13 protein-coding genes are annotated in these 13,671 nt (G+C 51.5%); 2 read left to right on the plus strand and 11 right to left on the minus strand.

The window, feature by feature from the left end; all coding sequences use genetic code 11:
* Window positions 1-10 precede the first annotated feature (10 nt).
* The 9 genes from pknB to gmk all read right to left on the minus strand — a co-directional run bounded on the left by pknB (window position 11) and on the right by gmk (window position 10,069).
* Window positions 11-1,987, minus strand: a complete 1,977-nt coding sequence (gene pknB / locus GIW82_RS04395) for a Stk1 family PASTA domain-containing Ser/Thr kinase (RefSeq protein WP_154748671.1) — start codon at window positions 1,985-1,987, stop codon at window positions 11-13.
* Window positions 1,984-2,745 (minus strand): Stp1/IreP family PP2C-type Ser/Thr phosphatase, encoded by a 762-nt coding sequence (locus GIW82_RS04400; protein ID WP_154748672.1) that lies wholly within the window; start codon window positions 2,743-2,745, stop codon window positions 1,984-1,986. Before GIW82_RS04400 ends, pknB begins: the two co-directional genes overlap by 4 nt.
* 21 nt (window positions 2,746-2,766) lie before the next feature.
* Window positions 2,767-4,107, minus strand: coding sequence for a 16S rRNA (cytosine(967)-C(5))-methyltransferase RsmB (rsmB, locus tag GIW82_RS04405; protein WP_154748673.1), 1,341 nt, complete (start codon window positions 4,105-4,107; stop codon window positions 2,767-2,769).
* On the minus strand, window positions 4,104-5,036 hold the full coding sequence (gene fmt / locus GIW82_RS04410) for a methionyl-tRNA formyltransferase (protein ID WP_154748674.1): 933 nt from the start codon (window positions 5,034-5,036) through the stop codon (window positions 4,104-4,106). The genes rsmB and fmt overlap by 4 nt, the downstream gene beginning before the upstream one ends.
* Complete coding sequence (gene def, locus GIW82_RS04415) at window positions 5,033-5,539, minus strand: peptide deformylase (RefSeq protein WP_154748675.1); 507 nt, start codon at window positions 5,537-5,539, stop codon at window positions 5,033-5,035. The genes fmt and def overlap by 4 nt, the downstream gene beginning before the upstream one ends.
* Before the next feature lie 20 nt (window positions 5,540-5,559).
* Window positions 5,560-7,953 carry a primosomal protein N' gene (gene priA, locus GIW82_RS04420; protein WP_154748676.1) on the minus strand — a complete coding sequence of 798 codons (2,394 nt, stop codon included), beginning with the start codon at window positions 7,951-7,953 and terminating at the stop codon, window positions 5,560-5,562.
* Window positions 7,943-9,151 carry a bifunctional phosphopantothenoylcysteine decarboxylase/phosphopantothenate--cysteine ligase CoaBC gene (coaBC, locus tag GIW82_RS04425; protein WP_154748677.1) on the minus strand — a complete coding sequence of 403 codons (1,209 nt, stop codon included), beginning with the start codon at window positions 9,149-9,151 and terminating at the stop codon, window positions 7,943-7,945. Before coaBC ends, priA begins: the two co-directional genes overlap by 11 nt.
* A 73-nt stretch (window positions 9,152-9,224) precedes the next feature.
* On the minus strand, window positions 9,225-9,449 hold the full coding sequence (rpoZ, locus tag GIW82_RS04430; protein ID WP_154748678.1) for a DNA-directed RNA polymerase subunit omega: 225 nt from the start codon (window positions 9,447-9,449) through the stop codon (window positions 9,225-9,227).
* The gene (gene gmk, locus GIW82_RS04435) at window positions 9,449-10,069 is read right to left on the minus strand and encodes a guanylate kinase (RefSeq protein ID WP_154748679.1); all 621 of its coding nucleotides are present in this window, start codon (window positions 10,067-10,069) and stop codon (window positions 9,449-9,451) included. Before gmk ends, rpoZ begins: the two co-directional genes overlap by 1 nt.
* Before the next feature lie 172 nt (window positions 10,070-10,241).
* Between gmk and GIW82_RS04440 the strand changes: the two genes are divergently transcribed.
* Together GIW82_RS04440 and GIW82_RS04445 are read left to right on the plus strand one after the other, a co-directional pair.
* Window positions 10,242-11,906: an Rqc2 family fibronectin-binding protein gene (locus GIW82_RS04440; RefSeq protein ID WP_154748680.1), complete on the plus strand. Its 1,665-nt coding sequence runs from the start codon at window positions 10,242-10,244 to the stop codon at window positions 11,904-11,906.
* 83 nt (window positions 11,907-11,989) lie between these two features.
* Window positions 11,990-12,667 (plus strand): amino acid ABC transporter permease, encoded by a 678-nt coding sequence (locus GIW82_RS04445; protein ID WP_154748681.1) that lies wholly within the window; start codon window positions 11,990-11,992, stop codon window positions 12,665-12,667.
* 54 nt (window positions 12,668-12,721) lie between these two features.
* On the opposite strand, the gene GIW82_RS04450 is transcribed toward GIW82_RS04445, so the two are convergent.
* Window positions 12,722-13,342: an NAD(P)-dependent oxidoreductase gene (locus GIW82_RS04450; RefSeq protein ID WP_370455999.1), complete on the minus strand. Its 621-nt coding sequence runs from the start codon at window positions 13,340-13,342 to the stop codon at window positions 12,722-12,724.
* A 31-nt stretch (window positions 13,343-13,373) separates the two neighbouring features.
* Window positions 13,374-13,670, minus strand: coding sequence for a TIGR04104 family putative zinc finger protein (locus tag GIW82_RS04455; RefSeq protein ID WP_154748682.1), 297 nt, complete (start codon window positions 13,668-13,670; stop codon window positions 13,374-13,376).
* Window position 13,671: the final 1 nt, after the last annotated feature.

A 13,671-nucleotide genomic window follows, 5' to 3' on the forward strand; every position in this document is an offset into this window, starting at 1 on the left:
AGCCCCTCCTTTATTCAACGTTATTGTAATTGATCGTCTCTTCAATAATGACTTCTCCGTCACGTGTCACACGGTAAGTGGCAGAAGCACCTTCTTCGATTTGCATTTGGATGCGGCGTGATTCATTCTCGATGATCGTGAATGTCTCGACTGGCTCATCCATCGTGCGGTTGGAATCCTGGATGAAGATCCGAATTTCCTGCTCGAGCGGCTCTTCTGTCTCTTCCGCGTCATACGGGATATCGATTGTCTGGATGTATGTCTTCATTGGCAAGGCAGGTGTTCCCAGTGAGAGCGTCACTTCGATGTCCCCGCCAGCTTCGACTTCCGTGCCCGCAGCAGGACGCTGCGACAGGACATTCCCTTGTGGAATCGTCGTCGAATTCTCTTCTCCGACGACGCGGATATGGAATCCGGAAGAGCGGGCGTATTCACGCATCTCTTCTTCAGTGAAGCCTGTCATGTCCTGGACTTCCCGCATATCCTTCCCTTTACTGACGACGAACCGAATTGTCGTATCGCTGACAGCCACTTCGCTTCCCGGTTCAGGAAGCTGCTCCAGCACCGTGCCTCCCGGCTGATCGGAAAACTGCTCTTCCTGTTCGAACTGCGTGAAGCCTTGTTCTTCCAGAAGTTCTGTAGCGCGTTCAATCGTACGTCCCGTGTAGTCCCCGAGTTCTTTCATGACTTTGCCGGAGCTTATATAGAGCTGCACTTCCGCTCCCGGATCGCGCAACTTGCCAGCTTCCGGTATGGTCCGGATGACAAGCCCTGCTGCCACTTCTTCAGACGCCTGCTCCGCTTCTTCCCCGAGCTCGAAGCCATTCGCACGCAGCTCTTCCCTTGCCTCGTCACGTTCCATCCCTGCGACGTCCGGCACTTCGATCTGCTTCGGTTCGAACAGGTCAGGGAAAGCGAGCGCTGTGACGATCCCGCCGATAAGCAGGAAGGCAATCACAGAAAGCAAAATGACCGGCCATTTCTTCCGCTTCTTCACTGGTTTCGCCGGTTTTTGTTTCACCGGTTCGGCAACCGGTTTCGCAGCGGTCGGCACAGCTGTCTTCGTTTCTTCAACGTTGCCATACGCAGCAGCATCTTTAATGACCGGCATGGCGCGCGTTTCATCATCATCGATCGGAATGACGAATTTCGGTTCATTCAAACGTTCCGGTAACAGAGCTGTGGATAAGTCCTCTTCCATTTCCCCGACCGTCTGGTAACGGTGTTCCGGTCGTTTCGCTGTCGCTTTCAAGACGATGTTCTCCAAGCTCTGCGGCAATGTCGGAACGATCTCGCGCAAAGATGGTGTTTCTGTCTGCAAATGCTTCAATGCGATGGAAACAGCGGATTCTCCTGAAAACGGGAGTCTCCCTGTCAGCAGTTCGAACATGACGATTCCGAGCGAGTAAATGTCGGATTTCTTGTTCGCCATACCGCCTCGCGCTTGTTCAGGCGACAAATAATGGACCGTTCCGAGGACGGAGTTTGTTTGTGTGTAAGAAGTCGCGCTCAGTGCCATCGCGATTCCGAAATCACTGATTTTCACATTGCCTTCCGCGTCCATCAAGATGTTCTGCGGTTTGATGTCCCGGTGGATGATCTGATTATGGTGGGCATGTTCAAGCCCCGACGCCAATTGCTTCATGATTTGCACTGACCGCTCCGGCTCTACCGGCGCAAAATCGATGATGTAATCTTTCAGCGTCTTCCCTGGTACATATTCCATGACCAAGTAATGCATATCTTTGTCTTCCCCGACATCGAAAATGTTAACGATGTTCGGATGCGCCAGACTCGTCGTCGACAGCGCTTCACGCTGGAAGCGACGTCGCAATTCTTCCTCATTCGAAAAATCATAGCGCAAAATCTTGATGGCAACGTCTCGATCGAGGATCACATCATGGGCAAGGTAAACATTCGACATACCTCCGCCGCCTATGAGTTCAAGGATTTTATAGCGGCCATTGATGCGTTTTCCGATGATCATGGATTCCCCTCCTCAATCTTCGAGGACAGGAGAACTAAGGAGATATTGTCTTCTCCTCCACGTTCATTGGCCAAACCGACCAATGTATGGCCTTTTTCGGTCAAAGCCATCTCCGACGTGACCAATTCGGCAATTTCTGTGTCTTCCACTTTGTTCGTCAAGCCGTCCGTGCAGATCAGGAAGTAGCTGTCGCGCGGAATGGCGAATTGGATCAATTCCTCATCGATCGATGGTTCTGTCCCAAGTGCTTTGACGATCCAGTTTTTCTTCGGATGCATCTCCGCTTCTTCCTGGCTGATCTCACCGCTGTCGACAAGAACGTTGACGTAACTATGGTCACGCGTCAATGGTACGGCCAAGCCTTCGAAACCGATCAAATACGCACGGCTATCGCCGATGTGGCACATGATACAATTCCCATGGTCGATCATGGCTGCAATCAGTGTCGTCCCCATGCCTTTACATCCTGGAGTCTTCTCCGAGTACTCGAAGACTTCGCGGTTGATACGCCGGACATGTTCCGACAACCAGCTTCTTTGTTGCTCCGCTGTCTTCAATTCCGCGCCTTGCTCTTCCGAAAACTGTTCGATGAGGGATTTCACTGTCATGTCACTGGCGACGTCGCCGGCGTTGTGTCCGCCCATGCCATCTGCTACAACAGCAAGAAGGAGACCGTCCGAACGTTTTGCCACTGCCACACGGTCCTCATTGATTTCTCTTTTCAATCCCGTATCACTTTCGATTACATATTGAAACAAGTCCCATTCCCCACTTCCTCATTACTGGCCGTTTTTACAGAAAGCGGACACGAACGAGCCGTCGCCGCCAAAATCCTGTGGAAATACTTGTACAAAGTGTTGTTCATTTTGTTCTTTTGTAAAAGGAAGCTGGACCGGAACGGATTCCATTTCCGGATGCTCTGCCAAGAAGCGGCGAACCGTTCCTTCGTTTTCTTCTGCATCGACTGTACATGTGCTGTAGACGACGATGCCGCCGACTTTCAGCATAGCTGCTGCTTCATCGAGCAAATCCAGCTGGATGCTTTGCAGTCGTTCAAAATCCGCTTCCTGCTTGGAATATTTGATATCCGGCTTCCGCTTGATGACGCCAAGGCCACTACACGGTGCATCGACGAGGATGCGATCGAATGCTGCATCTCCGAATTGCTCACGGATTTTCCGGCCATCTCCCGCTTGCGCTGAGATGATCGTATGGCCGAGACGAGTCGCTGCTTGTTTGATGAGCTTCACTTTATGGTCGTGCAAATCAAGTGCCTGCAGTTCCCCTTTGTTGCCCATCTTCTCAGCAATGTGCGTCGTTTTCCCGCCAGGTGCTGCACACAAGTCGAGGACGCGGTGTCCTGGTTCTACTTGCAGTGCATACGCCGGCAGCATCGAGCTTTCGTCTTGGATCGTGATGAAGCCTTGCGCGAAAGTATTGGAACGCGCCGGCTGCCCGCCCGTCACCATCAAACATTCCGGTACAACACCGCTTGCTTCCGCTATCATGCCTTCGTCTGCAAGCATCTTGATGGCTTCTTTCACCGTCGTCTTGACCGTGTTGACACGGACCGTCTGAGGCGGGATCTTGTTGTTTTCCAGTGCCATTTCGCGCGTCTTGTCATAGCCGAACTGGCCGATCCAACGTTTGATGAGCCACACCGGGTGACTCGTCTCGATTGACAGTCGCGTCACTTCGTCTTTGATGTCTTCGAAGTTCCGGACGCCGTTTCGCAAAACAGAGCGGAGAACGCCGTTGACCATCGAACCGATACCAGCATGTCCGCGTTTCTTGGCGATTTCTACTGCTTCGTTGACGGCAGCGTGGTTCGGGATGCGGTCCAAATAGACGATCTGGTACAACGACATGCGCAACAGCACGCGTACCCACGGCTCGACCTTCCCTTTAATGAACGGCTCCAAATAATAATCGAGCGTCATTTGGTGCTGAAGTGTACCGTATGTGATTTCGGTCAAGAGGCCACGGTCTTTCGGTGCGACTGCATGACTGTCCATCGTTTTTGTCAGGAGTAAGTTACTGTATGCTTGTTTGTTTTCGACTGCCCATAGGATGGTAAAAGCCGCATCCCTGACGTTGCCGGTAATTTTTTTATCTTTCATTCAAACAAGTCTCCCGCCTGCAGTTTCGGCGCTTGTAAATAGTCTTTCGCCGTCATGCGCTTTTTGCCGGAAGGCTGTAGTTCAGTGACAGCGATTGCACCAGTGCCCGTTTTGACGATGATGGCATCTTTATCGAGTGCCAACACTTGACCAGGGTTACCTGCCGCATCGTGTTCACTTACTGCTGCTTTCCAGATTTTCATCGTACCGTCGTTGAATGTCGTGAAAGCGACCGGCCACGGAGACAAGCCGCGTACTTGGTTGACGATTGCCTGAGCTGGTTGTGTCCAGTCGATGCGTTCCTGTTCGCGTGAAATATTGCGAGCGAACGTCGCTTCGTCGTGGTTTTGCGGAATGCGCGCGTTCGTGCCGTCGATGATCGATGGCAATGTTTCTTTCAGCAAATCCGTACCAACAACGCTCAATTTATCAAACATCGAGCCTGTGTCGTCTTCCGGCGTAATCGCTTCTGCTTGTTGGGAAATGATGTCCCCAGCATCCAATTTCTCTGCCATGTACATGATTGTGACGCCCGTTTCATCTTTGCCGTCGATGACCGCTTGATGAATCGGCGCGCCTCCTCTGTATTCCGGGAGTAGAGATGCATGGACGTTGATTGCGCCAAGCTTTGGTGCATCAAGCAGCTCCTTCGGCAAAATCTGGCCGAATGCTGCCGTGATGATGAGGTCCGGCTCCAGTGCAAGCACTTCTTCCAGCTCTTCCGGATTCTTCAGTTTTTCCGGCTGCAAGACCGGCAGTCCTAGACGCAACGCCTCTTCTTTGACCGGTGTCGGTGTCATTTGCTTCTTGCGCCCGACTGGACGGTCCGGCTGCGTGACGACTGCGATGATGTCGTGGCCCTCTTCTGAAAGCATACGCAGGATCGGTACCGAGAATGCAGGCGTTCCCATGAATACGATTTTCGTCATGCCTGTTCCTCCTCTTCCCCTTGCGCGATGATCGCGTCCAATTCTTCTTGTGTGATGTATGTCGAAATTTTGCTTGTGAACAAAATGCCGTTCAAATGGTCGATTTCGTGCTGGATTGCACGTGCTTCGTATCCTTCTGCTTCAAGTTCATACCATGAGCCGTCACGTTCTTGTGCGCGAATCTTCACGTGGTCCGGGCGTTCCACTTCTCCGTAGATGCCTGGGAAGCTGAGACAGCCTTCGATGTCCGTTTCCGCCCCTTCAAACAGGACTAGCTCCGGGTTAATCATTTCAATCGGGTCTTGGCCTTCGCCAAAATCAACGATCGCTGCGCGGATGTTGACACCGATCTGTGGTGCAGCAATGCCGACACCATCCGCGTCAATCATCGTTTCGTACATATCATCGAGTAATGCACCGAGCTTCTTGTCGAATTTCTTGACGTCGCTGCATTTCTCTTCCAATTTACCGTTCGGGTGTTTCACAATTTCCAGAATAGCCATTTCCTAATCCTCTTCCCTATTTACATGACCGTTGTCGGGTTCAGGTCGATCGATAACGTCGCACCTTTTTTAAGCCAATCGGTTCTGTATACTTTGATCAATTGCTGCATGACTTCTGCAAGCCTTGGTTCTTTTTTGTATTTTATCAAACATTGATAGCGATATCTATTGTTGATACGGGCGATCAAGGCAGCGGACGGGCCGATGATGACCGTGCCCGGCGACAATTGCTGGGCGAGGTAACGGACCGTCTGTTCAGCGTATGTTGCAGCCGTCATCAAATCTTCGTGTGTGAACTGGATATTCGCCACGAAATAATACGGCGGATAGCCACTCGCTCGCCGCATGGCCATTTCCTGTTCATAGAACGGCTCATACAGCTGATCCTTCGCGAGCGTCACCGCGTAATGCTCCGGCGAATACGTCTGAATGTACACGGTACCCGGGAGCTTGTCCCGGCCAGCGCGTCCACTCACTTGCGTCAGCAGCTGGTACGTTTTCTCCGCAGCACGGAAGTCCGGCAAATTGAGCGTCGTATCGGCAGACAGTACCCCAACAAGCGTAATGTTCGGGAAGTCGAGCCCTTTGGCAATCATTTGGGTGCCGAGTAAAATATCGGCCTTCCCTTCGCCAAACGCAGCCAAGATCCGTTCGTGCGAGCCTTTGTTCCGTGTCGTATCGACGTCCATCCGGAGCACACGTGCTTCTGGAACCAGGCGTGCCAATTCTTCCTCGACTTTTTGCGTCCCCGTTCCGAAAAAGCGGATGTGCTCGCTTTCGCATTCCGGACAGCTCGTCGGGACTGGCTCATCGTGGCCGCAGTAATGGCAGCGGAGCGCTTCGCTCGAACGGTGGTAGGTCAATGAAATATCACAGTTCGGGCATTGCACCGCTGTCCCGCAATCACGGCACAGGACAAACGATGAATACCCACGTTTGTTCAAGAACAGCACAGTTTGCTGGCCATTTTCGATGCGTTCCCGGATGGCTTCTGCCAGTGGAACCGAGAACATCGAACGATTGCCGTTCCGCAGTTCCTCACGCATATCGACGATGTTGACGGTCGGAAGCGGCTGGTTCTTCGCCCGTTTGTCGAGCACCAATAGACCGTAGACACCTTTTTGCGCACGCGCATACGATTCCAGCGAAGGCGTTGCCGAGCCGAGAATGACTGGGCACTGATGCCTGCCACTTCGGTAAATCGCGATGTCGCGTGCATGGTAGCGAGGTGAATCGTCTTGCTTGTAGCTGCTTTCGTGCTCTTCATCCAAGATGATCAGCCCGAGGTTCTCGAACGGGGCAAAGACCGCTGAACGCGCGCCGACAGCCACCTGCACTTCGCCGCGCTGGATTTTGCGCCATTCATCGTATTTCTCTCCTGCCGACAATCCACTATGAAGAACGGCTACTTTGTCACCGAAACGTTCTTTGAAGCGGAGTGTCATTTGTGGAGTCAAGGAAATTTCCGGCACCAGCATGATGGCTTCTTTTCCTTGCTTCAAAACTTGATCGATCGTTTGCAAATAAATTTCCGTCTTGCCGCTTCCGGTGATACCGTGGAGCAAGAACGTCCGTGAAGTACCGAGTGAAGCTGTGATAGCGTCATATGCGTCCTGCTGCGCAGGCGTCATCGCGAGCGCGTCTTTCTTCTCCGCCTCTTGCAGCATCTTCGGATCGCGGTAATGTTCTTCATTCGACAGTGACGCCGCTCCTTTATCCACAAGGCTATAGATCGTCGGTAACGTCACACCTGCTTGCTTCTGCAGATCGGCCGACTCGAACGCTTCACCAGCATGCGCACGCATAAAGTCCAGCAGTTTCTCCTGCTGCTTCGCATTTTTCCGGATTTCGATGGAGGCGAGCTGCTCCGCTTCCGCAAAATGGACGATGCGCACTTTCTTGATAGCTGTTTGCTGGCTGATGTCGGTGTCCGCTGTAATCGTTCCTTTGTCCATCTCTTTTTTCAAAAGCGGGTAAAAGTCCGCCGCGTCCTGCATTTTTACAAATGGCTTCTGGTCGAACAAAGGATGCAGCTCAGGTGCAATTTCTTCAAGCCGTGCGTTCAATACGAATCGTTTTTCATACTTCGCACGGAGCGCCGCCGGAATGAGCACTTTCAATGCATCGATCTCGAAACAGACGGTCTCACGTTTCATCCATTTGGCCAGGTCGAGCAATTCTTCGTTCAATACAGGTGCGACGTCCATCAGTTCGTGGATTGGCTTCAGCTTCTTCGGGTCAAAATCACTTGTTTCTTTGATTCCTGTAATGAATCCAAGCACTTTTCGTGGTCCGAACGGCACTTTGACGCGCATGCCCGGTTCGATCAATGCAGTAAATTTGGCCGGTATTGCATAATCGAATGGCCGGTCGATCGGATGTGCTGCGACATCGACGATGACTTCAGCGATCATGGATATTTTCCCGTTCCACAATTAGTTCAAGCAATTGCTTCGCCAAAACCGGTTTCGGCATCAAATCGAACTGCTGCTGGAAATCATCTTTTCCAAATACCGTTACTGCGTTCGTATCCGCGTCGAAGCCTCTTTGCGCTTTCGACACATCGTTGGCGATAATGTAATCGACATTTTTCTTCTCTAATTTCCCTTTTGCATACGTGTCGACGTCATTTGTTTCAGCCGCGAAGCCGATGAGCAGCTGGTGCTGCTTCATCGAACCGAGCGTTTTCAAGATGTCGTCTGTACGTTCTAACTCTAAAACGGATTCCCCGTCTTTTTTCTTCACTTTCGACGAAGCGATGTGTTTCGGACGATAATCCGCAACCGCTGCTGTCTTGACGACGATGTCCGCATTGTCATATTGCGCAAGCACTGCGTCGTACATGTCTTTCGCGCTTTCCACCATGACGCGTTTCACACCGGCAGGTACAGGCAAGGAGACAGGGCCGCTGATGAGGATCGTCTCAGCTCCAAGCTCAGCTGCCGCTTGTGCCATGGCATAGCCCATTTTGCCGCTCGAGAAGTTCGTCAAGAAACGGACCGGGTCGATGCGTTCGCGCGTCGGTCCGGCTGTTACGACGACTTTTTTGCCCGTCAACGGACCTGGTGCTGCCGTAAAGTGTTCTCCGACAAGTGCCGTGATTTTCTCTGGCTCCTCCAGACGGCCTTTCCCGACGTAGCCGCATGCAAGGAAGCCTTCAGACGGCTCGATGAAGCGGATGCCGTCTCCATACAGCCGGTCGATGTTCCGCTTGACCGCAGGGTGGTCATACATATGGACGTTCATCGCAGGCGCGACCCAAATTGGTGCTGTCGCCGCTAGCAATGTTGTCGTCACCATATCATCCGCAATGCCGTTCGCAAGTTTGCCGATGACGTTCGCCGTGGCTGGTGCCACAAGAATCAAATCCGCCCAGTCAGCAAGGTCGATGTGTGCGATGACAGACGAATCTTTTTCATCGAACGTATCGAAATACACATCGTTCCGCGACATCACTTGGAATGCCAGTGGCTGGACGAACTCCCGTGCCGATTCAGTCATGATCACTTTCACGTCCGCGCCCGCCTGGGACAATTTGCTGACTAATGCTACCGCTTTATAAACTGCGATACCGCCAGATACACAAAGAAGGATTTTCCGGTTTTCCAACATATTTTACACCCTTTCTAAACAACAAACTCCCAAAGAACAAATCTGCTCTGGGAGTTATCGGTCTGTTTCATCTTTAAATTTCGTCTTCGTAGATCGCTGATTCGTCCTGCTGTTCTTGTTTCAAAACACCAGCTGCGATTTCTTCAAGCGCTTTGCCAACTGGTTTCGCAGACGTGTACTCTCCAAGCATTTCCTCTTCTTTTTCATACAGCTCACGTGCACGTTTAGAAGCGAGTGCAACCAGTGAGTATTTCGAGTTGATCTGTGTTTTCAATTTATCGACTGATGGATATAACATTAAGCATTCTCCTTTAGCATATCAAAATAGCGTTTCTCTACCCGTTCACGGCGACAATGCTCAGCGATGATGATCGCATTGATGCGGTCACATGCCTTCTCGACTTCATCGTTCTCGACGACATAATCATACAGGTTCATCATCTCAAGTTCTTGTCGTGCGGCAGAGATGCGTGAAGCGATCACGTCGTCGCTTTCCGTTCCACGGCCGACAAGGCGCTCCTCAAGCTCCGACAAACTCGGCGGTGCCAGGAAGATGAACAATCCGTCCGGAACCTTCTCCCGAACTTGTGACGCTCCTTGCACTTCAATCTCCAAGAAAACATCCCGACCTGCATCGCGCATGCGGTCGACATATTCAAGCGGCGTGCCATAATAATTGTCGACGTACTGTGCGTACTCGAGCAGTTGGCCTTGTTCGATCAGTTTTTCAAAATCGCCTCTCGTCTTGAAAAAATAATCGACTTCATCCACTTCGCCTTCACGTGGCTGGCGTGTTGTCATCGAAATGGAGTATTCATAATTTGTATCCGGCTGCGAGAACAGCTCTTTACGTACTGTGCCTTTGCCGACGCCAGAAGGGCCGGACAATACAATCAGCAGTCCACGATGTTTACTCATATTATCCCTCATTCGTTTCGTCATCTCTGTTTTACGGCTCGTTGCAGGCGACTCCCAACAAATTGTGGAATGCCTTTGCCGCTTCCGTCTCTTTTAGGTAACTGCCTTATTATATCATATTCTATGCTGAAAATGATAAGATGGAACAAAACGATTTGAAAGAGGGATACACATGGCATTCGATGGCTTGTTTACAACAGCGATGACAAGTGAATTACAGCAGCTTGTCACAGGCAGAATTTCAAAAGTTCATCAGCCGAACGAGCTTGAACTGATTTTGCAAATACGCTCACAAGGAAAAAATCATAAATTGCTGATTTCGATCCACCCGTCCTATTCCCGCATCCATTTGACGGCGAACGGTGGATCCAATCCATCCGAGCCACCGATGTTCTGTATGCTGCTCCGGAAGCATATCGAGGGCGGCGTCATCAAGGAAGTCATCCAGCATGAGCTGGACCGGCTGATCATCTTGAAGATCCGTTCCAAAAACGAAATCGGTGACGACATCGAACGTGAGCTCCACGTCGAAATTATGGGACGTCATTCCAACGTCATTCTTGTCGATGCCGAACGCATGATGATTCTTGACAGCTTGAAGCACTTGCCGCCGAGCGTCAACTCGTACCGCACGATCATGCCGGGCCAGCCTTACATCTTCCCGCCGTCCCAGGAAAAGCGCAATCCGTTCACGGAACCTGAGCGCCTCGCAGGACACGGTCCGAAAGAATTGGTCGCTACATACGCTGGACTGTCTCCGCTCCTGGCGCTCGAGCTGAACACGCGCATGCTCCAAGGTGGCGACACGAAAGCGACGGCAGAAGCGTTTCTCGCAGACTTCAAAAAAGAGCAGCCGGTCGGATATTTCATCGAACAAAACGGCAAGTCGTATTTCTCTGCGACGCTCCTGACTCACCTGCACGGCGAAGTGCAACAATTCCCGACACTCGGCGAAATGCTTGACCGGATGTATTACCGGAAAGCAGAGCGTGACCGCGTCAAACAGCAAGCGGGAGATCTCGAGCGCTGGCTGCAAAATGAAATCAGCAAGCTGAAACTGAAGCTGAAAAAGCTGACAAAGGAACAACAACAAGCGGAAAAGCGCGATCAGCTGCAATTGAACGGCGAGCTCATCATGGCCAACATCCACTTGATCAAAAAAGGTATGAACGAAGTCGAAGTGGACAACTATTATAATGGAGAGAAAGTGAAAATCACGCTCGATCCGCGGAAAACAGCGGTCGAAAACTCCCAGAAATATTATTCCCGCTACCAAAAGGCCAAGACCGCTGTCGTCAAGACAGCTGAGCAATTGGAACGCACGAACGAAGACATCGCCTACTTCGAGACGCTGATGCAACAAGTCGAACAGGCTGAGCTTTCGGACATCGAAGAAATTCGTGAAGAACTCGCGGAACAAGGCTACATGAAAGCACAGAAGTCGAAGAAAAAGAAAAAGCCGACGAAGCCTTCTGTGGAATCGTACGTTTCGAGTAGTGGCACGCCGATTTCCATCGGCAAGAACAACAAGCAGAACGATTACGTGACGTTCAAAGTCGGGACGAAATCAGACGTTTGGCTGCACACGAAAGACATCCCTGGCTCCCACGTCGTCATCCACGACAGCGAACCGGATGAGACGACGCTGATGGAAGCCGCAACAATCGCTGCCTACTTCAGTAAAGCGCGCGAATCTTCCTCGGTGCCCGTCGATTACACGAGCATCCGCCAAGTGAAGAAACCGAGCGGCGCGAAGCCAGGCTTTGTTATTTACTTCGAACAGAAAACGTTGTATGTGACACCTGACGAAGAACTCGTCATTAAGCTGCGGAAGTGAACACGTTTCCGGCCAAGAGTTTTTGGCTGGATGTGCGTGTTGTTTACATAATAAATGTATGGTAGGTTATGGAGGTTATTTGCATGTCCGATATTAAGTGGGAGCTGATTTTCGATCCGGTGCTCGCGATCGAATCGCTTCCGTATGTCCTGAGTGGCATTTGGTACACTTTATATATTTCGTTGATCAGTATGGCAGTCGGGGTCGTCCTCGGCTTCTTCATCTCAATCGCCCGGACTTCGCCGTGGTTCGCACTGCGCTGGCCGGCACGCATGTACATTTCCTTCATGCGCGGCGTCCCGATTCTGGTCATTTTGTTCCTGCTGTATTTTGCGCTGCCGATCATCGGCATCCAGTTCACTGCAGTCCAAGCGGCACTTGTCGGATTCTCACTGAATAGTGCGGCGTACATCGCGGAAGTGTTCCGTTCGTCGCTGTCGTCCGTCGACAAAGGCCAATGGGAATCATCGCGTGCACTCGGCATGACTTACTGGCAATCGATGCGCCGGATCATCCTGCCGCAATCGATCCGTATCGCACTGCCACCGCTATCCAATATTTATTTGGACTTGATCAAAGCATCTTCGCTTGCTGCCATGATCACCGTGCCTGAGATTTTCCAAAAAGCACGCGTCGTCGGTGGCCGCGAATACGATTTGTTGACGATGCTCATCGTCGTTGCGCTCATTTACTGGGCGATCTGCTCGGTCATGACGGTGCTGCAGAACTACTTGGAGAAACGCTACGCCGATTATTTATGAACACCAAAGACCGCCGATTCAACGCTGAATCGACGGTCTTCTTGTCGTTCTAAGTCAGTATGAAATTCCGACACGCACTTTATTGAAATCAAGGCTGTCGATTTGCTTGTACGCGAATTCCGCTGTATCGGCAACAGTGATCCGGGCCCCGCCTTCTGGCAAGGAATCACGTTCCACACGGTACTTCCCTTTCCGTTCCCCGTCCGGTAAATAGGTCGGACAAACGATCGTCCAATCGAGTGATGAACCCGCTAATATTTCGTACGTCTTATGATGCTCTTCCGCTGCCCGCGTCAACTTGCGTTTCGACTCACTTGATTGATACCGCAGGACCTCCGGTGTCACACGGCTTTGCAGAATGCCGGCTGTGCCGATCGTGATGATGCGTGTGATCCCGGTCTCTTGCATCGCTTCGATGATCAGGGGCATGCTTTCGGACAGCGTCGTTGTGCCGTCCGTGTTCAGCGCACTGACGACAACGTCCATTCCGTGCATCGCTTGAATGACGTCATTTTTGACCAAGACATTTCCTTGGAAGATTGACAGATTGTCCACGTTGCGCTGTATTTTTTCCGGTGAGCGGACGAGCACGTTGACGTGATGTCCCCCGCGAAGCGCCTGTTCGACAAGCTCACTTCCGACACGACCCGTCGCGCCTAAAATCAATAACTTCACTTGCAGTCCCTCCAATCACTTCAATAGCCCTTCACTCTTCAGACGCCGGTTCCACCGTATATTTCATCAGAAACGGCAGGAACAACGCCTCTACTGCGAAAATGATGAGCAGCGCCAAGAGGAATAGATAGATGCCTGAACCCATCAAATATAAGTTCGCGATGACGACCGGCACGAACAATAGCAGCGCTGCAAAGACGCGGGTCTTGCTCGTCACGGTATGGATCGTCCCGCACGAGCGGCACGCGACTGGGCGATACGCCAACATCAGCGAGACGAAAAATTGCTTCCACGAAAATCGGGTGTTGCATACTTCACATTTCTGCACT

This window comes from Planomicrobium sp. YIM 101495, assembly GCF_009707665.1.
Taxonomy (GTDB): Bacteria; Bacillota; Bacilli; order Bacillales_A; family Planococcaceae; genus Planococcus.